The sequence below is a fragment of the Blastococcus atacamensis genome, from assembly GCF_002938425.1.
Classification (GTDB): domain Bacteria; phylum Actinomycetota; class Actinomycetes; order Mycobacteriales; family Geodermatophilaceae; genus Blastococcus; species Blastococcus atacamensis.
In genome coordinates this window covers 1-22375 of the sequence record NZ_POQU01000060.1, presented here as the reverse complement: position 1 = coordinate 22375, position 22375 = coordinate 1, and the positions used below count along the sequence as shown (strand labels likewise).

General features: G+C 74.5%; 28 protein-coding genes and 1 tRNA gene. 18 read left to right on the top strand and 11 right to left on the bottom strand.

Annotated features, from left to right (window positions below; translation table 11 throughout):
• The 3 genes from C5508_RS13910 to C5508_RS13900 all read right to left on the bottom strand — a co-directional run.
• On the bottom strand, positions 1-731 hold a 731-nt coding region (locus tag C5508_RS13910), incomplete at its 3' end, for a PP2C family protein-serine/threonine phosphatase (protein ID WP_198598079.1).
• Positions 728-1186, bottom strand: coding sequence for an FHA domain-containing protein FhaB/FipA (locus tag C5508_RS13905; protein ID WP_104525547.1), 459 nt, complete (start codon positions 1184-1186; stop codon positions 728-730). The genes C5508_RS13905 and C5508_RS13910, both read right to left, overlap by 4 nt.
• 67 nt (positions 1187-1253) lie before the next feature.
• Positions 1254-2084 (bottom strand): FhaA domain-containing protein, encoded by an 831-nt coding sequence (locus C5508_RS13900; protein WP_104525546.1) that lies wholly within the window; start codon positions 2082-2084, stop codon positions 1254-1256.
• 177 nt (positions 2085-2261) lie between these two features.
• Here C5508_RS13900 and C5508_RS13895 point away from each other — a divergent pair.
• Positions 2262-2347: transfer RNA gene (locus C5508_RS13895), tRNA-Leu, on the top strand.
• Between the two features lie 55 nt (positions 2348-2402).
• Here C5508_RS13895 and C5508_RS13890 read toward each other — a convergent pair.
• On the bottom strand, positions 2403-2840 hold the full coding sequence (locus C5508_RS13890; protein ID WP_104525545.1) for a DUF1707 SHOCT-like domain-containing protein: 438 nt from the start codon (positions 2838-2840) through the stop codon (positions 2403-2405).
• An 81-nt stretch (positions 2841-2921) separates the two neighbouring features.
• On the bottom strand, positions 2922-4085 hold the full coding sequence (locus C5508_RS13885) for an acyl-CoA dehydrogenase family protein (protein ID WP_104525544.1): 1164 nt from the start codon (positions 4083-4085) through the stop codon (positions 2922-2924).
• 72 nt (positions 4086-4157) lie between these two features.
• Here C5508_RS13885 and C5508_RS13880 point away from each other — a divergent pair, with 72 nt between their 5' ends.
• From C5508_RS13880 to C5508_RS13840, 9 genes are all read left to right on the top strand, one after another.
• Complete coding sequence (locus C5508_RS13880; protein ID WP_104525543.1) at positions 4158-4643, top strand: GNAT family N-acetyltransferase; 486 nt, start codon at positions 4158-4160, stop codon at positions 4641-4643.
• A 60-nt stretch (positions 4644-4703) separates the two neighbouring features.
• A complete protein-coding gene (locus C5508_RS13875; protein ID WP_104525542.1) occupies positions 4704-5060 on the top strand; it encodes a hypothetical protein in 357 nt (118 codons plus the stop codon).
• 201 nt (positions 5061-5261) lie between these two features.
• On the top strand, positions 5262-5837 hold the full coding sequence (locus C5508_RS13870) for an RNA polymerase sigma factor (RefSeq protein WP_232797133.1): 576 nt from the start codon (positions 5262-5264) through the stop codon (positions 5835-5837).
• Positions 5834-6877, top strand: a complete 1044-nt coding sequence (locus C5508_RS13865; RefSeq protein ID WP_104525540.1) for a hypothetical protein — start codon at positions 5834-5836, stop codon at positions 6875-6877. The genes C5508_RS13870 and C5508_RS13865 overlap by 4 nt, the downstream gene beginning before the upstream one ends.
• Before the next feature lie 100 nt (positions 6878-6977).
• Positions 6978-7892: an aldose 1-epimerase family protein gene (locus tag C5508_RS13860; protein WP_104525539.1), complete on the top strand. Its 915-nt coding sequence runs from the start codon at positions 6978-6980 to the stop codon at positions 7890-7892.
• A gap of 1 nt (position 7893) precedes the next feature.
• Entirely contained in the window at positions 7894-8619 is a 726-nt protein-coding gene (locus C5508_RS13855; RefSeq protein ID WP_104525538.1) for an MOSC domain-containing protein, read from the top strand.
• 5 nt (positions 8620-8624) lie between these two features.
• Positions 8625-8840, top strand: a complete 216-nt coding sequence (locus C5508_RS13850; protein ID WP_104525537.1) for an RNA-binding S4 domain-containing protein — start codon at positions 8625-8627, stop codon at positions 8838-8840.
• A gap of 36 nt (positions 8841-8876) precedes the next feature.
• A complete protein-coding gene (locus C5508_RS13845) occupies positions 8877-10073 on the top strand; it encodes a pyridoxal phosphate-dependent aminotransferase (protein ID WP_104525536.1) in 1197 nt (398 codons plus the stop codon).
• A complete protein-coding gene (locus C5508_RS13840; protein WP_104525535.1) occupies positions 10070-10849 on the top strand; it encodes a nitrilase-related carbon-nitrogen hydrolase in 780 nt (259 codons plus the stop codon). Before C5508_RS13845 ends, C5508_RS13840 begins: the two co-directional genes overlap by 4 nt.
• Before the next feature lie 6 nt (positions 10850-10855).
• On the opposite strand, the gene C5508_RS13835 is transcribed toward C5508_RS13840, so the two are convergent.
• The gene (locus tag C5508_RS13835; RefSeq protein ID WP_104525534.1) at positions 10856-11713 is read right to left on the bottom strand and encodes a PRC-barrel domain-containing protein; all 858 of its coding nucleotides are present in this window, start codon (positions 11711-11713) and stop codon (positions 10856-10858) included.
• 79 nt (positions 11714-11792) lie between these two features.
• Entirely contained in the window at positions 11793-12764 is a 972-nt protein-coding gene (locus tag C5508_RS13830; protein ID WP_104525533.1) for an endonuclease/exonuclease/phosphatase family protein, read from the bottom strand.
• 76 nt (positions 12765-12840) lie between these two features.
• Between C5508_RS13830 and C5508_RS13825 the strand changes: the two genes are divergently transcribed.
• The 3 genes from C5508_RS13825 to C5508_RS13815 all read left to right on the top strand — a co-directional run bounded on the left by C5508_RS13825 (position 12841) and on the right by C5508_RS13815 (position 15100).
• On the top strand, positions 12841-13455 hold the full coding sequence (locus C5508_RS13825) for a CYTH domain-containing protein (RefSeq protein ID WP_157944097.1): 615 nt from the start codon (positions 12841-12843) through the stop codon (positions 13453-13455).
• 11 nt (positions 13456-13466) lie between these two features.
• Positions 13467-13688, top strand: a complete 222-nt coding sequence (locus C5508_RS19985) for a hypothetical protein (protein WP_198598082.1) — start codon at positions 13467-13469, stop codon at positions 13686-13688.
• A 104-nt stretch (positions 13689-13792) separates the two neighbouring features.
• The gene (locus tag C5508_RS13815; protein ID WP_104525531.1) at positions 13793-15100 is read left to right on the top strand and encodes a metallophosphoesterase; all 1308 of its coding nucleotides are present in this window, start codon (positions 13793-13795) and stop codon (positions 15098-15100) included.
• On the opposite strand, the gene C5508_RS13810 is transcribed toward C5508_RS13815, so the two are convergent.
• Entirely contained in the window at positions 15066-15686 is a 621-nt protein-coding gene (locus tag C5508_RS13810) for a TetR/AcrR family transcriptional regulator (protein ID WP_157944096.1), read from the bottom strand. The two genes, C5508_RS13815 and C5508_RS13810, sit on opposite strands and share 35 nt — an antisense overlap.
• 102 nt (positions 15687-15788) lie before the next feature.
• Positions 15789-16817 carry an ATP-dependent 6-phosphofructokinase gene (locus C5508_RS13805; RefSeq protein ID WP_104525529.1) on the bottom strand — a complete coding sequence of 343 codons (1029 nt, stop codon included), beginning with the start codon at positions 16815-16817 and terminating at the stop codon, positions 15789-15791.
• 141 nt (positions 16818-16958) lie between these two features.
• Here C5508_RS13805 and C5508_RS13800 point away from each other — a divergent pair, with 141 nt between their 5' ends.
• The 3 genes from C5508_RS13800 to C5508_RS13790 all read left to right on the top strand — a co-directional run bounded on the left by C5508_RS13800 (position 16959) and on the right by C5508_RS13790 (position 18579).
• Entirely contained in the window at positions 16959-17699 is a 741-nt protein-coding gene (locus C5508_RS13800; RefSeq protein ID WP_232797132.1) for a GntR family transcriptional regulator, read from the top strand.
• A complete protein-coding gene (locus C5508_RS13795) occupies positions 17696-18169 on the top strand; it encodes an SRPBCC family protein (protein ID WP_104525527.1) in 474 nt (157 codons plus the stop codon). Before C5508_RS13800 ends, C5508_RS13795 begins: the two co-directional genes overlap by 4 nt.
• Before the next feature lie 137 nt (positions 18170-18306).
• Positions 18307-18579: a GlsB/YeaQ/YmgE family stress response membrane protein gene (locus tag C5508_RS13790; protein ID WP_104525526.1), complete on the top strand. Its 273-nt coding sequence runs from the start codon at positions 18307-18309 to the stop codon at positions 18577-18579.
• A 27-nt stretch (positions 18580-18606) separates the two neighbouring features.
• On the opposite strand, the gene C5508_RS13785 is transcribed toward C5508_RS13790, so the two are convergent.
• Positions 18607-19245: an MBL fold metallo-hydrolase gene (locus tag C5508_RS13785; protein ID WP_104525525.1), complete on the bottom strand. Its 639-nt coding sequence runs from the start codon at positions 19243-19245 to the stop codon at positions 18607-18609.
• Between the two features lie 117 nt (positions 19246-19362).
• On the opposite strand from C5508_RS13785, the gene C5508_RS13780 reads away from it, so the two are divergent.
• Complete coding sequence (locus C5508_RS13780; protein WP_104525524.1) at positions 19363-19581, top strand: hypothetical protein; 219 nt, start codon at positions 19363-19365, stop codon at positions 19579-19581.
• 105 nt (positions 19582-19686) lie between these two features.
• Here C5508_RS13780 and C5508_RS13775 read toward each other — a convergent pair whose 3' ends face one another.
• Complete coding sequence (locus tag C5508_RS13775; protein WP_104525523.1) at positions 19687-20463, bottom strand: enoyl-CoA hydratase-related protein; 777 nt, start codon at positions 20461-20463, stop codon at positions 19687-19689.
• A gap of 303 nt (positions 20464-20766) precedes the next feature.
• Here C5508_RS13775 and C5508_RS13770 point away from each other — a divergent pair.
• On the top strand, positions 20767-22375 hold a 1609-nt coding region (locus tag C5508_RS13770), incomplete at its 3' end, for a protein kinase domain-containing protein (protein ID WP_269801786.1).

Below are 22375 nucleotides of genomic sequence, written 5' to 3'. Positions count from 1 at the left end.
CGGCCGCCGCCACCGGTGTCCTCGATGACGTCGGCGACGATCACGGTGATGTTGTCCGGGCCGCCGCTGCGCAGGGCGAGCTCGATCAGCCGGTCGGCGGTGGCCTGCGGGTCGGGGTCCAGCATCGCCTCGGCGAGGGTCTCCTCGCTGACGACGCCGGAGAGCCCGTCGGAGCAGAGCATGTAGCGGTCGCCGGCCCGGGCCTCGCGCATGGAGAGGTCCGGCTCGACCTCCTGCCCGTTCAGCGCCCGCAGGAGCAGCGACCGCTGGGGGTGGTGGTTGGCCTCCTCCGCCGTGATGCGGCCGTCGTCGATCAGCGTCTGGACGAACGTGTCGTCGTGCGTGATCTGCGAGAACTGCCCGTCGCGCAGCAGGTAGGCCCGGGAGTCACCGACGTGGCAGAGGGCCAGGCGGCCACCGGCGAAGAGGATCGCGGTGAGCGTGGTGCCCATGCCCTCCAGCTCCGGGGACTCGCGGATCACCTCCCGCAGGTGCTCGCTGCCCTCGAAGACGGCCGAGCGCATCGCCTGCAGCATGTCGCCGGAGGGAGCGTCGTCGTCGAGGTGCTCGAGCGCGGCGATGACGACCTTGCTCGCGACGTCACCGGCGGCGTGGCCGCCCATGCCGTCGGCCACGGCCAGCAGCCGGGGCCCGGCGTAGACCGAGTCCTGGTTGTTGCCGCGGATGAGGCCACGGTCGGAGCGCGCGGCATAGCGGAGAACCAGCGTCACGAACGCAGCTCCAGTGCGGTCTGGCCGATGCGGATCGGCTGGCCGGGGGCGACGAGCAGCGGGCCCTGGACGCGCTGCTGGTCGAGGTAGGTGCCGTTGGTGGACCCGAGGTCCTCGACGTACCACTGTCCGGCACGGTTGGTGAGCCGCGCATGCCGGGAGCTGGCGAAGTCGTCGGTGAGGACGAGCGTGGAGTCGTCGGCCCGGCCGATGAGGATCGGCTGGTCACCGAGGGTGATCTTGGTGCCGCTGAGCGGGCCGGCGGTCACGACCAGCGTCCGGGGGCCGCGGTGCCCGCGCTTCTTCGGCGCGGCCGAGCGCGGCGGGACCGACGCGACGCGGCCGGGGCGGCCGCCGAACAGGTCGGCGCGCACGACGCGGAACGCTGCGAAGATGAACAGCCAGAGCAGCAGCAGGAAGCCGAACCGGAAGATCTGGAGCACGAGTTCGCTCACCGGCTCACCGCCCGGGGGGTGGTGAGGTGCCGTCCTGCCCTGAGCTGCGGTGCGTGCGCGGATCCGCTCACGCGCCGTCCTGCCGGTAGACCAGGACCGAGTGGCCGATGCGGATGACGTCGCCGTCGCTGAGCGGCTGGCGGGTGATGCGCCGGCCGTTGACCAGCGTGCCGTTGGTCGAGCCCAGGTCCTCCGCCGTGGCGACGCCGCCCTCGAGGACGACGTCGACGTGCTTGCGGCTGACGCCGGTGTCGGGCAGGCGGATGTCGGCCTCGGTCCCGCGGCCGATCACGTTGCGCCCGGTGGAGAGCTCGTGGCGGGTGCCCGGACCGTCGACCACCAGTACGTGGGTCGCCGTGCTCCGGGTGCCGGCCCGGCCCACCATCGAGGGCCCCTGCTTGCCGGTGTCCGTGGCGCTCCGCCCGCGCAGCGGCGGCATGGCGGGCAGCGGCGGCAGCGGGGGGATCCCCGGGGCGACGGGCGCCGAGGCCATCGGCGCCATCCCCGATCGCGGCGCCGGACGGGCCGGGTCGGCGACGTGCGAGCTGACCTCGAAGACGCCGGTGGTCAGCTCGTCGTCCTGCTCCAGGCGCACGGTGACCTTGTCGAAGACCTGGTAGCCCTCGTCCTCGATGTGCTCGGTGACCATGTCGGCGAGCTCGCCGGCGAGCTGGTCGGACCACTGCCCGAGGTGCCCGAAGTCGGTCTCGCCGAGCCGGACGACGTAGACGTTCGGGGCCAGGACCCGGCCCTCGCTCAGCACGGAACGCTGCTCGTCGGCCTCCCGCTGGAGGGCCTTGGCGATCTCGGCGGGGTGCACCTTGCCCTTGAAGATCCGGGCGAAGGCCAGGCCGACCATGCCTTCGAGACGGCGCTCGAAGCGCTGCAGCACACCCACAGTCGCTCCTTTGCGCTCGGTCGAGGATTCAGCTGTGCCATCGGTGATCGTAGCCGGGTACGACGCGGCTGACCGCCCAGCGAGCCGCGACTCCCCGCAGGTCTACCCGGGGAAGGGGCAACGACGCACCCCCTGCCGGGGGTACGGGGTGACGGCTGCTACTGTTCTTCCTCGCCAGGGCAAGTGGCGGAATGGCAGACGCGCACGGTTCAGGTCCGTGTGTCCGAAAGGACGTGGGGGTTCAACTCCCCCCTTGCCCACCAGGCAGAGAGCGCCGGTCCCCTCGGGACCGGCGCTCTTCTCGTTCCCCGGGGGAGGTCACCCCGCTTTCCCCGAGGGGCCTCCCCGCGGCCGGGTCAGCGTGCCGACCAGGAGGAACGCGCCCCACGGCCCGATCACCCACATCGGCCAGAAGTACAGCGGTCCGTCCGCGACGAACGAGGTCGCGCCCCAGACACCCAGCACGATCAGCGCCGTCGTCAGCCAGGACCGCCACGCGGAGTCGTCCGCGCAGGCAGGGGTCGCGGCCCGTGCGGGATGCGCGACCTGCGCGGAGTGCGCGGAGGGCGGCCTGGGAGTGCGCGGCAGGTCGGCGGTCAGCTCGGCCAGCTCGCCGAAGGTCCGGGCGGCGTAGGCGCGGGACAGCCGTCCGTCGTACTCGGCGACGGTGAGCCGACCCTCGGACATCGCCCGGCCGAGCGTGGTGGCGACCGCGGTCCGATCGGAGTCGGCGGCGCGCAGGTGCGGCTCGTGCATGTCGGCTCCTCGTGCGGGGGCTCCAGTGTGCTCCGCCGTCCGGCCCCGGTCCAGCGAGCCGGTTCCACGTGGAACCGGCGCTCAGCCCGCCGGCGGCACCGCCTCGGAGGTGAGGTGCCGGCCGATCACCATGCGCTGGATCTGGTTGGTGCCCTCGAAGATCTGCATCACCTTGGCCTCCCGCATGTAGCGCTCGGCCGGGTGGTCGCGCGTGTACCCGGCACCGCCGAGGACCTGCACGGCGTCGGTGGTCACCCGCATGGCGGCGTCGGTGGCGACCAGCTTGGCGATGCTCGCCTGACGGGAGAAGGGCTTGCCGGCGTCCTTGCGACGCGCGGCGACGAGGTAGGTCGCCCGGGCGGACTCCACGGCCGCGGCCATGTCGGCCAGCAGGAACGAGACGCCCTGGTGCTCGGCGATGGGCCGGCCGAATGCCTCCCGCTCGACGGCGTAGCGGACCGCGACGTCGAGGGCCGACTGCGCCAGCCCCACTGCGACGGCGCTGACCCCCAGCCGTCCGGAGTCCAGCGCCCCGAGGGCGATCGCCATGCCCTTGCCGGGCTCGCCGACCAGCCGGTCGGCCGGGACCGGGACGTCGTCCAGCCGGAGAGCCGACGTCGTGGAGCCGGTCAGTCCCATCTTCTCCTCGGGCTTCGCCGCGCTGAGGCCCGGCAGGTCCGGGGTCAGGTGGAAGCACGAGATGCCCCTCGGACCGTCGTCCGGGGTTCGCAGGAACGTCGAGTAGAAGTCCGCGTGCCCCCCGTGTGTCACCCACGCCTTCTCGCCGCGGGCGAGCCATCCGTCGTCGGTCCGGGTGGCCGCGGCCCGCATCGAGGCGACGTCGGAGCCGGCGTGGGCCTCGGAGAGGGAGTACGCGCCGAGCAGCGATCCGCCGACCATCTCCGGGAGCAGGTCGCGCCGCTGCGCCTCGGTGCCATAGGTGGCGATGGGGGAGCAGGCGAGGGTGTGCACGCTGACACCCAGGGCGACGCTGGCCCAGCGGGCGGCGAGCTCCTCGACCACCTGCAGGTAGACCTCGTAGGGCTGGCCGCCCCCGCCGACCTCCTCCGCAAAGGGCAGCCCGAGCAGGCCGGCCCCGCCGAGGGTCCGGAAGACCTCGCGGGGGAAGCGCTCCTCGCGCTCGTAGCGGGCCGCTTTCGGGCCCAGCTCGGCATCGGCGATCTCGCGGGTGAGCGCCAGCAGATCGGCGGCCTCGGGGGTGGGCAGTTCGCGGTCGACCGGCACGGTGCTCCTTCGCGGTGGGTTCCCGCCGGACCGTACCTCCGCACCGCACCGCCCTCCTGTGAGGATCGGGTCGTGATCATCGAGGCCGCCGCCTGGGACGACGCCGACGTCCGCACGCTCACCGACGACCAGCAGGAGGAGCTCCGAGCCCGCTACGGCGGCAAGGAGGAACCGGGGGCGCACCCGTCCGCCGCGGACGTCTCGGTGGTCCTGGTGGCCCGGGACGAGGACGGCGCACCGCTGGGCTGCGGAGCGCTGCGCGACCTGGGGGGCGGGACCGCCGAGGTCAAGCGGATGTACGTCGTGCCCGCGGGCCGCGGCCGGGGGATCTCGAAGGCGGTGCTGGCCGGCCTCGAGCAGGCTGCCCGCGAACGGGGGTGGACGATGCTGCGGCTGGAGACCGGTCCGTTGCAGCCCGAGGCCGTCGCGCTCTACCGAGGGGCGGGCTACCGGCCGATCGGGGCGTTCGGCGCCTACGCGGGTGACCCGGACGCCGAGCACTCCCTGTTCTTCGAGCGGGACCTCCGCACCGGACCCACAGGTTCGGGTACGGCCTGAACCCGGTTCCACGGCCCGTGTGTGAGGGTGTGCCGACGTCATCACCGAGAAGGGACCCCCATGCGCATCCGGAGGCTGGCCCTCGTCGCGGCCGCGACCACCCTCCCGTTCACCCTCACCGCCTGCGGCGGCGCCAGCGTCGAGGACTTCTGCGAGCAGTACGAGGCGATCGACCAGATCGACGACGAGGACGCCGACCAGGCCAAGGACGCCTTCGAGGAGCTGGCCGACAACGTCCCGGACGACGCCGGCGACGACGTCGAGGAGGCCGCGAAGTTCCTGGCCGAGAACATGCCCGAGGACGGCGACTTCGAGGCCGCGGTGGAGAACGGTGACCTGAGCGAGGACGACGCGCAGGAGTTCGCCTCCGCCGCCGAGACCGTCCAGGGCTACGGCGACGAGAACTGCGAGAGCTGATGCCGATGCCGCGGCCCCCGCGCACGGGGGCCGCGGCGCCGCTCGCACGGCCGTGAACCGGATCCGCCGCTCCGGACATGGAGGGGTGTGACCACTTCCCCGATCGCGGCCGGATCATTCCGCTCCGTGACACCGACGGCGGTGCACCGGTCCGCCGGTCCACCGCCGGAACCGCCCCGCATGCGAGCGCTCCCGGATTCGGTGCCCTCCGACGCCGAGCTGATCGCCCGCTCGCTGGACGATCCGCAGGCCTTCGCGCCGCTGTTCGACCGCCACGCGACGGCGGTGCACCGCTACCTCGGCCGCCGGGTCGGGGAGCTGGCCGACGACCTCCTGAGCGAGACCTTCCTCATCGCCTTCCGGCGCCGCGCGGCCTACCGCGTCGACCACGTCGAGGTCCGTCCCTGGCTGTTCGGCATCGCCACCAACCTCGTGCACGGCCACGTCCGCACCGAGCAACGCCGCTACCGGGCGCTGGCCCGGGCAGCGGCGCGTCCCGAGGGGCACACCGCCGGCCCGGACGACGCCACCGACCGGCTGGACGCCGAGGCGCTGCGCGGCCCGATCGCCGCCGCCCTGGCCGGTCTCAAGGCCCACGACCGCGACGCCCTCCTGCTGCTGGCCTGGGGCCAGCTCGGCTACGAGGAGATCGCCGCCGTCCTCGACGTGCCGGTCGGCACCGTCCGCTCCCGGCTGCACCGCGCCCGCCGCCAGACCCGCGCCGCGCTCGGCGCCGTCTCCCCCTTCCACCCGACCTCCGAGGAGGAGGACCGATGAACGACCTCACCCTGCTCCGCGACGCCGGCCCGGAGGCCCCCACCCTGAGCCCCGCGGCCCGCTCGGCGGCCCGCGCGGCGCTGCTGGCCGAGATGTCCGGCCCCGTCCACCGGCCGGCCCGCCGGCCGAGCCGCAGGATCGCCGTCCGCATCGGCGTCGCGGCGGCGACGGTGGCCGCCGCCTGGACCGGGGCGGTGCTCGTCGCCGCTCCGGACGGGCCGGGCACCCCGGCCGGGAGCGTCACGCTGGTCGACTTCGCGGTGCCGACGTTCCCGCTCTCCCTGGATCCCGCGCCGGCCGGCATGACGCCGGCGTTCAGCGGGGACGCCGACTCGGCCGGGTTCGCCGAGTACGAGTCGGCCGACAGCGACGACCGCTTCACGGTGGGGGTCGACGACGAGGAGCCCGAGGAGCTCGACGAGGCCTACGAGCACGTCGACGTCACCGAGCGCGCCGAGGTGGATGTCGACGGCGCCGACGGCCGGCTGGTCCGGGGGGTGCGCGACGTGTACTGCGAGGACGGCCTGACCGTCTGCGAGCGCCAGCGGTTCGCCGAGCTGGCCTGGGAGCGCGGGGACGACGAGTGGGTGACCATGAGCGGCGAGGGGCGCTACAGCCGGACCGCCGAACTCGTCGCCGTGGCGGAGTCGCTGGTCGACCGCCCGCAGCCGGCCACGCTCCGGATGGGCCTGGCTCCGGCCGGCTGGTCGGTGCAGTTCTTCAAGATGGGCCGCGTCCTCACGCTGGTCAACGACGCCTACGAGCAGCAGACGCTGACCGTGCACGTGCCGCTGCCCGAGGACGTCGTGCCGCTGGAGCAGCTCCCGGCCGGCATCGAGGCCCCCGCCGGGCCGGTCGTCCCGGTCACCGTCCACGGACTGCCCGCGCGGCTGGTGCCCACCGACCACGGTGCGGGGATGGCCGGCTGGTACCTGCAGGCGCAGTTCGCCGACGGGACGACGTTCACCGTGCAGGCGCCGGACGCCTTCACCCGGGAGCAGGTCGTCGCGCTGGCCGAGCAGGTGACGCACAACCGCTGAGCCCGCCGAGTCTGCGCACCCGCCTCCGTCGACGGTCTGACGAGGGCGGGTGCGCGGATCTCGCCGGGGGAGTCCGACCGGGGTGTGGTGAGCTGACCGCATGCCCGACACCTGGCCGTCCGCGCCTTCCGAGGTGGAGCTCACCGCCGGGGACGCAGTCCTCGCCGTCGATCTGCGGGGCGGTGCCCTGCGCCGTCTCACCGTCGGCGACTGGGAGGTGCTCGACGGCTATCCGGCGGGCCGGGTGCTCCCCGGCTGGCGGGGAGCGGTGCTGCTGCCCTGGCCCAACCGCATCCGCGACGGCCGGTGGAGCTGGGACGGCGAGGACCTGCAGCTCGAGGTCCAGTCCCCCGCCGAGCCGCACGCCATCCACGGGCTGGTCTCCTGGCAGCCCTGGACGCTCCTCGACCGGTCGGACCGGTCCGTCACGGTCGCGACGACGATCGAGCCGCATCCCGGTTATCCGTTCCGGCTCGCCGCCGCGGTGGACTCCGTGCTGGACGCCGACCGCCTGACCTGCACGGTCCGGGTGCGCAACCTCGGCGACCGGCCCGCGCCCTTCGGCGCCGGCGTCCACCCCTACCTGTCGGTCGGTGCCACCGAGGACGGCGGGATCGGTGACGCCGAGCTGACGTTGCCGGTGCGCACCGAGCTGGTGCTCGAGGGCGGCATGCCGACGGGGGAGCGGCGACCGTTCGACGGCGCGGTCGGCCGGATGGCCGACCGGGCGCTGGACACCCCGTTCACCGATCTGCAGCGGGACCCCGACGGGTGGGCACGGGCCCGGCTGACGGGTGCGGCGGGGGAGCTGGAGATGGCCGTGGACGCCTCGTGGCCGTGGCTGCAGGTCTACAGCGGTGACACGCTGCCGCCGGGCCAGTGGCGGCGCAGCCTCGCCGTGGAGCCGATGACCTGCCCGCCGAACGCGCTGGCCGACGAGGCGGACCTGCTCGTGCTGGAGCCGGGGCAGGAGTGGTCGGGCACCTGGTCCCTGGCCTGGACGCCGGCGTCCTGAGATGCGGGTGCTGGAGCTGTGGCGGTACCCGGTGAAGTCGCTGCAGGGCGAGCGGCTGGCCGAGGCGGAGATCGACGCACTGGGCGTCGCCGGGGACCGGCGCTGGGCGCTCTTCGACCGGGACAGCGGACTGGGGCTGACCGCGCGGCGGGTGCCCGAGCTGCTCTTCGGCGCCGCCCGGCTGCGGCCCGACGGCCGGGTCGAGGTGGTCCTGCCCGACGGCACGGTGACCGGCGACGACGCCGTGCTGTCGGCCTGGCTCGGCCGGAGGGTGGAGCTGCGGGAGGCTCTCGAGGACGGCGACGACGTGCCGACCTACGAGGCGCCGACCGACGAGGAGGTGCCCGACCCCACCGAGTGGCTGCAGTGGGAAGGCGCCCCGGGGCCGTTCCACGACAGCCCCCGGATCCGGCTGTCGCTGGTGTCGACCGGCACGCTGGGCCCGTGGGACCGCCGCCGGTTCCGGGCCAACGTGGTGCTGGACGGCGAGGGGGAGGACCGGCTGCAGGGTCGAGAGGCGGTCCTGGGCGAGGTGCGGGTGCGCGTCGGTGTGCCGATCGCCCGGTGCGTCATGACCACCCGACCGCAGCCCGGCGGCATCGGGCGGGACACGTCGGTGCTCAAGACGATCCACCGCGAGCGGGGCGGACTGCTCGCGGTGCGGGCCGCCGTCCTGCAGCCGGGCACGGTCCGGGTCGGCGACGTGCTCGCTCCGACGGCAGACTGAACGACGTGCGCACCATCGACCTGCGTCCCGGCGAGGACACCATCCGGCTCGGCCAGCTGCTCAAGCTGGTCGACGCCGTACCGACCGGCGCCCAGGTGAAGGACGTGCTGGCCTCCGGCGCGGTCAGCGTGAACGGCGAGGAGGAGGAGCGCCGTGGACGGCAGCTGCGCTCCGGCGACGTCGTCTCCGTCGTGGGGCACGAGGACGTCCGCATCCGCTGAGAAGCCGGTTCCACGTGGAACCGGGGAGGGAGCACCGTGAGCGCACCCCTGGCGTCCCGCCTCCACGGCTTCGGGACGACGGTCTTCGCCGAGATGAGCGCGCTGGCGATCGACACCGGCTCGGTCAACCTCGGGCAGGGCTTCCCCGACTACCCCGGCCCGCCGGAGGTGCTCGACGTCGCCCGCGCCGCCATCGGCACCGGCGCCGACCAGTACCCGCCCGGTCCGGGCATACCGCAGCTCCGCGCCGCCGTGGCCGAGCACCAGCAGCGGTACTCCGGCCTGACCTACGACCCGGACACCGAGGTGCTGGTCACCGCGGGCGCCACCGAGGCCCTGGCTGCCGTGATGCTCGGCCTGCTGGAGGCCGGCGACGAGGTCGTCCTGTTCGAGCCGGTCTACGACAGCTACAGCGCCTCGGTCGCCATGGCCGGGGGCGTGGTGCGCGCCGTGCCGCTCTCCCCGCCCGAGGACGGCACGGGCCCCTGGACCTTCGACGAGGCCGACCTGCGCGCCGCCGTCACGCCGCGCACCCGGCTGCTGCTGGTCAACACCCCGCACAACCCCACGGGCAAGGTGTTCACCGCCGCGGAGCTGGCCCTGCTCGCCGACCTCGCCCAGCAGCACGACCTCACAGTGCTGACCGACGAGGTCTACGAGCACCTGGTCTTCGACGGCGCCCGCCACCTCTCCCCCGCCACGCTGCCCGGGATGCGTGAGCGCACCCTCGTGGTGTCCAGCGCGGGCAAGACCTTCAACGTGACCGGCTGGAAGATCGGCTGGATCTGCGGCCCGGCGCCGCTCGTCGCCGCCGTCCGCACCGCCAAGCAGTTCCTGACCTACGTCAACGGCGGGCCCTTCCAGCCGGCCGTCGCCGCGGGGCTCCGGCTGCCCGACGCCTACTACGACGGCGTCGCACGGGACCTGCAGTACCGCCGCGACGTGCTGGTCGCCGGTCTGCGGGACGCCGGGTTGCCGGTGGTGAGCCCGGAGGCGACGTACTTCGCCACCGTCGACGTGCGTCCGGTGCGCCCGGACGGCGACGGGCTCGCCTTCTGCCGGGAGCTGCCTCAGTTGGCCGGGGTCGTGGGGATCCCGACCGTGGTGTTCTACACGCCGGAGCACGCGGACCTCGGTCGGCACCTGGTCCGGTTCGCGTTCTGCAAGAGCGACGCCGTCCTCGCCGACGCCGTCGTCCGGCTCCGCACATTGGGAAGAGGGAGGTCGGCGTGAGGATCGCCGCGGTGCAGCACGACATCGTCTGGGAGGACCGCGAGGCCAACTTCGCGCGGCTGGCGGGCCAGGTGGCGCGGGCCGCGGCAGCGGGCGCCGAGCTCGTGCTGCTGACCGAGACGTTCTCGACCGGCTTCTCGATGACCCCGGGCATCGGTGAGCCCGAGGACGGTCCCTCGGCGCGATTCCTGGCCGCCCGGGCCGCCGAGCACGGCGTGTGGGTGGGCGGCAGCTGCCCGGAGATCGCGCCCCTCGATGGTGGGGAGGACGCGGAGCGGCTGCCCTACAACTCCTTCGTGCTGGCCGGCCCCGACGGAACCACGCACCGCTACCGCAAGCTGCACCCGTTCAGCCACGGCGGCGAGCACGAGCGCTTCCGGGCGGGCGAGGGGCCGGTCACCGTGACCGTCGGCGGCCTGCGCATCACCCCGTTCATCTGCTACGACCTGCGCTTCGCCGACGTCTTCTGGCGGGCCGCCCCCGACACCGACCTCTACGTCGTCGTCGCCAACTGGCCGGCCGCCCGCCGGCTGCACTGGCAGGCACTGCTCCAGGCGCGCGCCATCGAGAACCAGGCCTACGTGGTCGGCTGCAACCGGGTGGGCACCGCCGGCGACGGCACGGAGCACGCCGGCGACAGCCGCGTCGTCAGCCCGATGGGCGAGCTGCTGGCCACCGCGGCCGGCGCCGAGACCCTCGTGCTGGCCGACGTCGACCCCGCCGAGGTGACCGCCACCCGCGACCGGTTCCGCTTCCTGGCAGACCGTCGGGGCTGAGCGCGGTCAGGCCCCCGCTGTCCGCAGCGCGTCCTGGTCGACGACGACCTGCTCGCGGCGCACCTGGCCGCTCACGGTCTCCTGGGTCTGCACCAGCTCGGTGGACAGCCGGACCCGCTCGACCGGGACGACCTCGACGCCGACCACCGGGCGCTCGGTGTGCAGCACGATGACCTCGGGCAGGACGCCCGTGCCGGAGGCGAGCGAGGCCGCGGGCACGCCGTCGGTGGTGCCCAGGGGTACCTCCTCGATCCGGATCTCCTCCCGGCGGATCGGCACCGTCACCTGGACCTCCTCGGTGACGACGTACTTGACCACCCGGACCCGGCGCTCGGGCACCCGCTCGGTGGAGACGACCAGCCGCTCCTCGCTGCGGGTCATGGCGCCGTCGGGCGAGGGGACCGCGGCCCGGGGCGCGTCGACGTCGGGCCTGGCGTGGCGACCCGTCGTCTCCGTGGGGACCGGCACGGGCGGAGTCACCGGCACCGTCACCGTGTCGGTCGACGTGCTCGGCATCGGGGTGTCGTCCGTGCCGGGTGCCGGGGTGGCGGACGTGCCCTCGAAGCCGTAGTGCCGGCGCAGCTCCGCCTCCTCGGCCGGGTCGAGGTGGTTGCCGGTGATGGCGGGGGCGCTCTTCACGGCATCGGCTGTCACCGGGAGCCGCAGCTGCCCGTCGGCGAAGGTCGCCTCGCGCGCCGGGACGACGGAGTGTTTCGTGCCGAACAGGCCGGTCGTGACGGCGACCCAGGTGGGCTCGCCGGTCCGGTCGTCGACGAAGAAGTGCTCGACCGTGCCCAGCTTGTCGCCGCCGTCGCCGTAGGCGGTGGTGCCGATGGCAGCGGTGACCTCGCGCTGGCTCAACATGGCCGCTCCTTCCCGCGGCGGCGCGCTCCGACGGGCGCCGCTCCCGGTGGGGCTTCCCCGGGGGAGCGTGCGGTGAACATCACCGATCCCGGTCGGGCACCGCGAGATCGACGACGACGGCCCGGTGGTCGCTGCCGGGCACCCGCACGAAGGTGCAGGCCGCGACCCCGAGTCGCGGGTCGACCAGCACGTGGTCGAGCACCAGACGGGGGAGCGGCAGCCGCAGCGGGCGCCAGGTCCAGGTGTTGCCGAGCCCGAGCGCGCGCGCCGCGTCGACCCAGCCGCGGCGGATGACGGCCCGCAGCGCCGCGTGGTCAGGAGTCGCGTTGAAGTCCCCGGCGAGCACCCGCAGCACGTCCGGCACGGGTACGGGGAGGGCCGCCAGGTCCGCTTCCCAGGAGCGCACTGCCGCCGGCGAGGTCGCGGGTGGCGCCGTGTGCACCGACACCAGCTCCACCTCCGTGCCGTTCCCGGCCGCGACGCGGGCACAGGGCTGCTCGAACTCCCCGGGCACGTTGCCCGGGGAGCGCAACGGCTCCCGGCTCCAGATCGCGCCGGAGCCGGACACGACGGAACCGGGTCGGGCCGGGACGACGTGGGCGTGCGGCAGCAGCCGGTGCAGGCCGGCGTCGTGCAACCGGCGCTCGGCATCGGGCGTCACCTCCTGGGCGGCGAGGAGGTCCACGCCCTCCCGGCGCACCAGCTCGACGACCGACGCCGGGGGCACCAGCCCCTTGCGGAGGCTGACCGTGGCGATCCGCAGCCCCGCGCCGGGAGCCGCTGCCGGACCGCGGGTGCCGCGGTTGCCCCGCACGGCTGCGGCCAGCGCCGCCCCGGACGCGGCGGCGACGAGGACCCCGGCGCGCGACCGCGCGGCGATCGCCGCCGCGAGGGGCAGGACCGTGGCCGCCGCCGCGTGCGGTGTGAAGGCCAGCGCGGGCACCAGCGGGAAGCCGCGTTCGGTGCCGGTCACCCGGAGCGCGGCCCACACCGCCCACGGCGCGCTCCCGATCACCGCCCACCGCTTCCGGGAGGCGGGCTGGAGGCGCATGTCCGGAAGGTATCCAGGCCCGGCGGCAGCGGCCACCGGCGCGGCCCGGGCGCGACCGGAGCCCTACGGTCGGCACGTGATCACCGAGCAGCTGGAGATCGAGCGGAAGTTCGACGTCGACCCGGGGTTCGTCCTGCCCCACCTCGCCGGCCTGCCCGGTGTGGCGGTCGTCGATCCACCGGAGGCGCACGACCTGACGGCCGTCTACCTCGACACCGCGGACCTGCGGCTGGTCCGGGCGCGCGTCACGCTGCGGCGTCGGACGGGCGGCCCCGACGAGGGCTGGCACCTGAAGCTGCCGGCGGCCGGCGCCCGCCGCGAGCTGCACGTGCCGCTGACCGAGGGCGACGTGCCGCCGGAGGAGCTGCGCGCGGCGGTCGAGGAGCTGCTGGCCGGCGCGGCGCTCGCCCCCGTCGTCACGCTGAGGACCCGGCGGGTGGTGACCGCCCTGCGCGACGACGGCGGCCGGCAGCTCGCCGAGCTCGCCGACGACACCGTCCGGGCCACGACGCTCCCTGCGGTCCCGGGTGGGGAGGTCGGCGAACGGTCCTGGCGTGAGGTGGAGGTGGAGCTCGTGTCCGGCGGGGAGTCGCTGCTGACGGCGGTGGGCGACCGGCTGGTGGCCGCCGGCGCCCGGCCGTCCCCGCGTGCGTCGAAGCTGGCCACCGCGCTGGGATCCCGGCTCGCATGACCGTTCGCCCGATGCCGCCTTCCCCCGTCCACCGCGGCGGCCGGTGCCGCCTTCCCCCGTCCTTCGCCCCCGGCTGGCACGTCGAGATGCTCGACGACGGACGACTCGTCGTCCGCACACCCACCGGCGTCACCCGCACCACCACCCCGCCCGGCTTCTGGTCCGAACCCGAACCCGAACCCGAACCACCCTGGCTCGACGAGACCGCACCGCCGGACCCCATGCGCTGCTGAGCCGACCTGGGATGCTTCCTGCGCCGCCACGTCACGAGCGGCCCAGACCCTCGAGGGAACCTCCCGACCCGCCGCGTCGTCCTCCTGGAGCACGGGCGGGCACGATGTCGGGGCCCGTCGTCCCGTCCCGAGGCCCGGAGGCCGTCCTGTCCGTCATCGGCCTGCTGGGTTTCGGCACCGTCGTCCTGCTCGCCGTCGGTCTGCTGCACGGCTACCTGTGGTTCCGCGTGGTGCGCAGCACCACCGGACGGGGCCGGCTGCGGAGACGGCTGACCTGGCTCACCGTCGTCCTCGCCGTGCTGCCGGTGCTGGCCGTCGTCCTGCGCGGGCAGCTGCCGCTGGAGACCGCGGCGCCGCTGAGCTGGGTGGGCTTCAGCTGGCTGGGCGTCGCGATGTACGCGTTCCTGGCGCTGCTGGTCCTGGAACCGGTCCGCCTGGTGGGGAACCTCTGGCTGCGCAGGCGTGCGCCCGTCCCCAGCGGGTCACGGACGGAGCCGCCCGGCGAGGAGGGTGCGGCCCCGCTCGACGGAACGGGACCCGGCCAGCGGGACGACGACCTCGCCGACCCCTCGCGGCGGCTGTTCCTCGCCCGCGGCCTGGCGGTGACGGCGGGCGTCGCGGCGCTCGGCACGGCCGGCACCGGTGCGTACTTCGCCAACAGCGCGCCGGTGGTCCGCCGGGTCCCGGTCACGCTGCCGCGGCTGGATCCCGCGCTGGACGGGCTGCGGATCGTCACCTTCTCCGACGGGCACCTCTCCGCCACCTACGGCGGACGCCGGTTCGAACGGTTGGTGGAGATCGTCAACGAGCAGCGCCCGGACGTGGTGGCGATCGTGGGTGACCTCGTCGACGACACCGTGGAGGAACTGCGGGAGGACGTCGCACCGCTCGCCGACCTGGTCAGCGAGCAGGGCGTCTACTTCGTGACCGGCAACCACGAGTACTTCACCGAGACCCAGGCCTGGTTGCGGCACCTGCCGACGCTGGGTGTCGAGGTGCTGCGCAACGAGCGGGTGCCCATCGTTCGCGGGAGAGCCTCGTTCGACCTGGCCGGCATCGACGACCGGACGGCGGCCGCCTCGGGTCTGCCGGGCCACGGCGCGGACCTCGACGCCGCGCTGGACGGCCGGGACGACGCGACCCCGGTGGTCCTGCTCGCCCACCAGCCGTTCATGGTCGGCGAGGCGGCCCGGGCCGGGGTGGACCTGCAGCTGTCCGGGCACACGCACGGGGGGCAGCTGTGGCCCTTCGACTACGCGATCCGGCTGGACCAGCCGGCCGTGGAGGGGCTCTCCCGGCACGGCGACACCCAGCTGTACGTGACCGCGGGTGCGGGGTACTGGGGCCCGCCGATGCGGATCGGGGCGCGGCCGGAGGTCACGGTGGTGGAGCTGCGCTCGCCGGGTCGGTGACCGGGGACCAGGCCTGCTCCAGCAGGTCGAAGGCCTCCTCCACGCACTCCACGATCTTGCGCTCGCCGGAGCTGTCGGCCCAGCTGAGCAGGCCCGCGGTGTACGCGGCCAGGTAGGCGGCCACGACGACGGTGTCGGTGGGACCGATCGGCCGACCGGTCGCCGCCGAGAGGTGCTCCAGCACCATGCCCGCGGTGGCGCGCTCGAACTCGGCGGCGCGGTGCCGCAACGCCGGCGTCGAGGCGATGACCTGCCAGCGGGCGGCGAGGTCTGCCTCGTCCTCGCCCATGCCGCTGGCCACCGCCTCCACCGCCGCCATGCGGATCCGCCGGCCCAGCGGCAGCTCGGCGGGCTGCGCGGCGAGCACAGCGGCCGTCTGCTCAGGGGTCGCCAGGCGCATGACCACGTGTTCCTTGCTGGGGTAGTGCGCGTAGAAGGTCGGCACCGAGACGCCGGCGGCGGCCGCGATCTGGCCGACGCCGATCGGCTCGAACCCGAACTCGCGGAAGAGCCGGATGGCGGCGTCGAGGATTCGCCGGTGGGTGTTCTCCCACCGCTGACTCCGGCCGGCCGACGCTTCGCTCACGTGGCCAGTGTGCCGCCGGTACGGCGGGTTCCCGCCACCGGAGCAGGGCGTTTCCCTCACTCGGATCCGCCGGGGCCCACCGGAGGGGTGGAGGGAGCCCGCTCAGCCGGTGAAGGCCTCGGTCTCGGCGAGCCGGGCGGGGGTGACCGTCTTGAGCCGGGCCACGGCATCGGCGAGGGGGACCAGGTCGATGTCGGTGCCGTGCAGGGCCACCATCTCCCCGAAGCGCCCCTCGTGGGCGGCGATCGCGGCGTGCAGCCCGAACCGGGTGGCGAGCACCCGGTCGAACGAGGTCGGCGTGCCACCGCGCTGGACGTGGCCCAGCACCGTGGTCCGCACCTCCTTGCCGGTGCGGCTCTCCAGCTCCTCGCCCAGCTGCTGGGCCACCCCGGTGAACCGGCGGTGACCGAACTCGTCCACACCGCCGTCGCGGATGGACATGGTGCCGGGCTTCGGGGTGGCCCCTTCCGCGACGACGCCGATGACGTGGGAGGCGCCGCGCTCGAAACGGGCGGTGACCAGCCGGCAGACCTCGTCGACGTCGAAGGGCTCCTCGGGCACCAGCGTCACGTGCGCGCCGGCGGCGAGCCCGGCGTGCAGGGCGATCCAGCCGGCGTGCCGGCCCATGACCTCGACGAGGAGGACGCGCTGGTGGGACTCGGCGGTGGTGTGCAGCCGGTCGATCATCTCGGTGGCGATGCTCACCGCGGTGTCGAAGCCGAACGTCAGGTCGGTGCAGTCGATGTCGTTGTCGATGGTCTTCGGCACGCCCACCACGGGGACCCCGGCCTGCGAGAGCACGTGGGCAGCGGTCAGCGTCCCCTCCCCACCGATCGGTACGAGCGCGTCGACCTCGTGGGAGGCGAGCACGGCCTTCATCCGGTCGACCCCCTCGCGCAGCAGCGCGGGGGCGACGCGGGCGGAGCCGAGGACGGTGCCGCCGCGGGTGAGCAGGCCGTCGACGCGGCCGACGTCCAGCGGCATCGTCCGATCCTCGAGGAGGCCGCGCCAGCCGTCGCGGAAGCCGATCACCTCGCTGCCGTAGCGGTGATCGGCGGTCCGGACGACGGACCGGATCACGGCGTTGAGGCCGGGGCAGTCACCCCCGCCGGTGAGGACTCCGATGCGCATCGGATCTCCCTCCGGGTCGGAAGCCGCAACCATACGTCATGACGTCTAGATGACCGCTCCGACGCGCGCCGTGGACGGCGTAGGTGTGACGTCCCATACGACATGACGACCAGACGTCTGGTTCCGCAGTACCTTTGCGTCGTGGTCAGCCCCGTCCCCGGACCGAAGTACCTGTCGGTCCGGGAGCACCTGCGCCGGCGCGTGGCCGCTCTCCCCGAGCTGACGCTGCTCCCGCCGGAGCCGCTGCTCTGCGCGGAGTACGGCGTCAGCCGCATCACGCTGCGCCGTGCGGTCGACGGCCTGGTCGCCGACGGGCACCTGGTGCGCGAGCAGGGACGCGGCACCTACGTCACCCGCCCGGCCATCCGGCACGAGTACCGCGAGAGCTTCGTGCACCGCATCGCCGGCTGGAGCTCGGTGATGGCCGAGACCGGCGCCCAGGTCGGCACGAAGGTCCTCGCCCAGCGCGTGGTCCCCGCCCCGGCGGCCGTCGCGGCGGAGCTGGGCCTGGACGGAGCCTCCGACGTCATCGAGTTGCAGCGGCTGCGCAGCGTGGACGGCGCGCCCAACCACGTGGCGCACAGCTACCTGCCCGCGGACCGCTACCCGCGCGTCGCGGAGGAGGACTTCAGCCAGGGTTCGCTCTACGCCTACCTCCGCCGGGAGTACGACGCCGACCTCGCCCACGCCCGGATCGTCGTCGACGTCGGCACCGCCGCGCCGGAGGAGGCCGCCCTGCTCCAGGTGGTCGCCGGATCCCCTCTGCTCGTCGTGCGGACGACCGTGCGGGACACCGGCGGCGAGCCGCTGCTGCACAGCTTCTCGAGGCTGCGCCCGGACGTCAGCCAGGTCGAGTTCGAGGTCTCGGTGGGCGGACGATGACGACGACCACGGTCACCGGCTCCAGCGACGTCCCCCAGTCACCGGCGGAGGTCTGGCGTGCCCTGGCGGTGCTGGAGCCCTACTGCTCGGTCTGCGACGTGTCCTACGTCCTCGACGCAGTGGCCGCCGCCCCGGGGATCGGCACGACGTTCGTCTGCTCGCCCGGCCGGCTCGAGGGCACACCCGCCGCGGGCGCGCCCAGGGGCGAGATCGTCGAGTGGGAGCCGACCCGTGTGGTCAGCACCCGGCTGCGGCTCACCCCGGAGACCTGGACGACGCGCATCGAGCTGGCAGACGCCGACGGCGGTGGCACCCGCGTGACCATGACCATCACGCACGAGCCGACCCGAGGTGGCCGGGTCGTCCGGCGGCTCCGCCGCGGGGCGATGCGCCGGCTGGTGCAGCGGACCGTCGACGCCGAGCTGGCCAAGGTGCCCGCCCACGTGGACCGCGTCGCCCGCTCCGGCTGACCGGCGTCCTACTCCGATCGGGGTAACGGTGCATCGGAGATCGACTTCCGGGTACAGGAGCTCGTCGTGCACCGGCGGCACACCCGGCATCCTGCCGGGAGGGAGCGCGCCGGTCGGGCTATCTGAGGAGATTTGCCATGGAGATCATCGGGTTGCTCGTCGCAGGGCTCATCATCGGCCTTCTGGGCAAGTTCGCCGCCCCCGGCGACAAGGACAACATCCCCCTCTGGCTGACCGTGCTCTGCGGTATCGGCGGCGTGCTGATCGGCTACTACGTCGCCGGCGCGCTGGGGGTGGACGCCACCCGCGGCATCGACTGGATTCGCTGGGCCATCTCCATCGTCCTGGCGGCGGTGCTCGTGATCGCAGCGTCCACGCTCACCGGCCGCAACAACCGCGCCGTCCGCTGATCGCGTCCCTCGGGGAGCCGGTCGGGCCTAGAGCTCGACCGTCTCCCCGGGGGCCAGCCGGCTGAACGGCGTCGGGGTCCCCGGACCCCGTTCGCCCAGCAACCCGCCGACGACGCCCAGACCGGCGTCGTTGAGCAGACCGTCGTGCACGGAGTACGCCTGGTCGGCCTGGACCTCCCGGACGTAGTCGATGACGTCCGCCGTCCGGGACCAGGGCGCGTGCAGCGGCAGCAGGAGAGTGGCCACCGGCGCCTCCGGCACGGTGAAGGCGTCGCCCGGGTGGAAGACCCGCCCCTCGACCAGGAAGCCGATGTTGGCCACCCGTGGGATCTCCGGGTGGATCTCGGCATGCAGCTCGCCGTGCACGGCGACCTCGAAGCCCGCGACGTCCACCACGTCGCCGTGCCCGACCACGTGCACCCGGTCGCCGGAGCCCTCCAGCTGCGAGGCCACCGAGCGGTTGGTCCACACCGCCAGCCCCGGGGACGCCTCCAGCGCGGCCCGCAGCCGGTCGGCGACGAAGTGGTCCGGGTGCTCGTGCGTGATCAGCACCGCCGCGGCGCCCTCCAGGGCCGCCGGGTCGGTGAAGGCGCCGGGGTCGATGACCAGGCGCCGGTCCCCGTCGGCGAGGACGACGCAGGCGTGCCCGTGCTTGGTGAGCTCCATGGACGCATCCTGCACCCGGGGGTCGGCCCGTGCGCGGACCCGTCCACCCCACCCCTCCGGGTGAGACCGCCGGCGGTACCCGTAACCGTGGTGCCGGAGGCTGCCGACGTCCTTCGCATGATGTTGCAGACGACCGTCTTCGCCGCCGCTCGCAGCCGTTCCCACGGTCCCACCGCCGCGCAGTGGCACGCCGTGGAGCTGCACCGGCCGACCGCCGAGATCGACGGCGCCTGCGAGCTGACCGTCTGCGGCACGCTGGCTCGCGTCGCCCCGGACCAGACGTGGCCGCTCCCGTCCACCGACGTCTGCCCGGTCTGCGCCGTCCTGGCCCCTTGACGCCCTGCCGCCGGGCCGGCTCCCAGCCCCCGGCCGCGGGTGCACTCTTCGAGAACCCCGCCCGCCTCCGGACGTAGCCGACCCGGGCGGCGCCGGACGCCGGCGTCAGCGCCCGGTGAAGACCGCCGGGCGCTTGGCGAGGAAGGCCTCGACGGCCTCCCGGTGGTCGGCGCTCTGACCGACCTCCGCCTGCAACCGCCCCTCCAGGGCCAGCGTCTCCTCGAGCGAGTCGGTCGCGGCCGTCGCCAGCACCGTCTTCACCGCCCGGTAGGCGGCGGTGGGGCCGGTGGCCAGCCGCTCGGCCAGCGCCCGGGCCTCCCCGAGGACCTCCTCCGGCGCGACCACGCGGTGCACGAGGCCCCACTCGGCGGCCTTCTCCGCCAGGAACGGCTCCGGGAACAGCAGCAGCTCGGCGGCCCGTGACCCGCCGACGCTGTGCACCAGGCGCGCCGCCAGCGCGGAGTCGCTGGACAGGCCGATGCCGGTGAACGCGGTGGTGAACTTCGCGCCGGCGGCGGCCACCCGGATGTCGCCGGCCAGCGCGATGCCCAGGCCCGCGCCGGCGCAGGCGCCGTTGATCGCGACGACGACCGGTACCCGGAGCGCCGCCAGGGCCAGGACCAGCGGGTTGTACTCCGCCTCGACCACCGACAGCGGCGCCGGGGCGCCGCTCCGCATCTCCTGCAGGTGCTCGCCGAGATCCTGGCCGACGCAGAACGCGCGGCCGGTTCCGGTGAGCAGTACGGCGCGCACCGACTCGTCCCCGGCCACGCCGCGGATGGCCGCCAACAGATCCCGGCGGGCGGCGTGGGTCAGCCCCGGACGCTGCAGGGTCAGCGTGGCGACGCCGCCGGCGTCCCCCCTCGTCACGGTGTCGGACATCGTCGTCCCGCCTCCCGGCTCCGGAGGACCGCGCCGCTCGCCGTCCTCCCCGGCCGTCACCCTGTCACGCAGCCGGGACCCCCGGAAAAGGGGCCGTGTCCCCGCGAGCACGCGCAGCGACCGGCACGCCGCAGCGGGGCGCCCCGGCCGACGTCGTGTCCTGAGCATGTCCCCCGGTCGGGGACGATGGCTGGGCAGCCATGTGTAACGGGGCTGCAGACTGGACAGCAACCGAGGGGCGCCGCACGGCACCGGACGGCGATGCGACCCGTGGATGCGGGTCCGGGACGAGGAGTGGCCTCCGTGGTGGAACCAGGGCGTCGATGCCTGGGAGACCGCTACGAGCTGCACCAGCTGATCGCGGCCGGCGGCATGGGCCAGGTCTGGCGGGGCCTCGACATCGCCCTGCACCGGCCGGTGGCCGTCAAGGTCCTGCGCAGCGAGTACACCGGCGACGCCACCTTCGTCGCCCGGTTCCGCGCCGAGGCCCAGCACGCCGCCGCCCTGAGCCACCCCAACATCGCGGCCGTCTTCGACTACGGCGAGGAGACCGCGCAGGACGGGTCGGGGGAGACCCTCGCCTACCTGGTGATGGAGCTCGTCGAGGGCGAACCGCTGTCGGCGCTGCTGCGGCGCGAGGGCGCGCTCCCGGCCGCGACGACGCTCGCGCTGCTGCGCCAGACCGCGTCGGCACTGGCGGAGGCGCACCGCGTCGGCATGGTCCACCGCGACGTGAAGCCGGGCAACATCCTCGTCCGCCCCGACGGCACCGTGAAGATCACCGACTTCGGCATCGCCTGGTCGGCCCGGAGCGTCGCGCTCACCCGCACCGGCCAGGTCATCGGCACCCCGCAGTACCTCTCGCCGGAGCAGGCGGAGGGACGGCACGCCAGCCCCGCCAGCGACGTCTACGCGCTCGGTCTGATCGGCTACGAGTGCCTCACCGGCCGTCCGGCGTTCGAGGGCGACAACGCCGTGACGATCGCGCTCAAGCAGGTCCAGCAGGACCCCGAACCGCTGCCCGACGAGCTGCCTCCCGGCGTCCGCACGCTGATCGGCCGGGCCCTGGTCAAGAACCCCTCCGCGCGTATCGCCGACGGGGCCGCCTTCGTGGCCGCCATCGCCGACGTCGAGGCCGGCCGGGAGCTCGCGCCGGCCGACGGGACGGTCACGGCGGCGGTGGCCGAGCACGTCCCGGCTCCCGCCACCGGGAAGCGCCGCAGGGCGGGGTCCTCGGGCCCGGGCGGGCCGCGCACCGAGCCCGGCATCTCCCGTCCTCCTGTCGCGCGTCGCCGCAACCGCCTGGCCGTCGTCCTGCTCCCGCTGCTCGGCCTGCTCGCCGGTGCCGGGATCACCGCGGCGGTGCTGCACTCGCTCATCCAGGAGCCGCCGTCGACCACCGCCACGGCCGCGGAGCAGCGGATCAGCGGGAGTTTCGTGCTCGCCGAGGACGACTACGTCGGCCGTCCAGTCGCCGAGGTCACCGACCGGCTGACCGCTCTGGGCCTCACGGTCACCGTGCGCGCCGAGGTGCGCGACGACGTCGTGCCCGACCGGGTCACGGCGATCGATCCGGCCGGCCGGCCGCTGCGGGCCGGCGACGAGGTGGTCGTCTACTACGCCGCCGCGGGTGAACGGCGCGACGACGGCCCTGGGTCGGCCATGACCGGTGCCGCCCTCGGGCGCGACCGGGCGGCGCCCACCACCGAGGCGCCCGTCGAGGAGCCTGTGCCCGCCGACCCGACGCCGGATGAGTCCGAGGTGACGCCGACGCCGACGCCGACGCCGACGCCGACGCTGGCCGCGACCCCGACCTCCGAGGCGCCGGAGACGAGCGAGCCGAAGCAGCCGACTTCCCCTCCGACCAGCTCCGCGCCCACGGCGTCCCCCACCACGACGAGCGGCCCGGCCC

Bases quoted from the DNA above. Each gene is read 5' to 3' on its own strand.
- C5508_RS13890 (WP_104525545.1), bottom strand. From the start codon at position 2,840: ATGCACGAGCCGCACCTGCGCGCCGCCGACTCCGATCGGACCGCGGTC.
- C5508_RS13875 (WP_104525542.1), top strand. From the start codon at position 4,704: ATGCGCATCCGGAGGCTGGCCCTCGTCGCGGCCGCGACCACCCTCCCG.
- C5508_RS13865 (WP_104525540.1), top strand. From the start codon at position 5,834: ATGAACGACCTCACCCTGCTCCGCGACGCCGGCCCGGAGGCCCCCACC.
- C5508_RS13860 (WP_104525539.1), top strand. From the start codon at position 6,978: ATGCCCGACACCTGGCCGTCCGCGCCTTCCGAGGTGGAGCTCACCGCC.
- C5508_RS13855 (WP_104525538.1), top strand. From the start codon at position 7,894: ATGCGGGTGCTGGAGCTGTGGCGGTACCCGGTGAAGTCGCTGCAGGGC.
- C5508_RS13835 (WP_104525534.1), bottom strand. From the start codon at position 11,713: ATGTTGAGCCAGCGCGAGGTCACCGCTGCCATCGGCACCACCGCCTAC.
- C5508_RS13830 (WP_104525533.1), bottom strand. From the start codon at position 12,764: ATGCGCCTCCAGCCCGCCTCCCGGAAGCGGTGGGCGGTGATCGGGAGC.
- C5508_RS19985 (WP_198598082.1), top strand. From the start codon at position 13,467: ATGCCGCCTTCCCCCGTCCACCGCGGCGGCCGGTGCCGCCTTCCCCCG.
- C5508_RS13815 (WP_104525531.1), top strand. From the start codon at position 13,793: ATGTCGGGGCCCGTCGTCCCGTCCCGAGGCCCGGAGGCCGTCCTGTCC.
- C5508_RS13805 (WP_104525529.1), bottom strand. From the start codon at position 16,817: ATGCGCATCGGAGTCCTCACCGGCGGGGGTGACTGCCCCGGCCTCAAC.
- C5508_RS13795 (WP_104525527.1), top strand. From the start codon at position 17,696: ATGACGACGACCACGGTCACCGGCTCCAGCGACGTCCCCCAGTCACCG.
- C5508_RS13790 (WP_104525526.1), top strand. From the start codon at position 18,307: ATGGAGATCATCGGGTTGCTCGTCGCAGGGCTCATCATCGGCCTTCTG.
- C5508_RS13785 (WP_104525525.1), bottom strand. From the start codon at position 19,245: ATGGAGCTCACCAAGCACGGGCACGCCTGCGTCGTCCTCGCCGACGGG.
- C5508_RS13780 (WP_104525524.1), top strand. From the start codon at position 19,363: ATGATGTTGCAGACGACCGTCTTCGCCGCCGCTCGCAGCCGTTCCCAC.
- C5508_RS13775 (WP_104525523.1), bottom strand. From the start codon at position 20,463: ATGTCCGACACCGTGACGAGGGGGGACGCCGGCGGCGTCGCCACGCTG.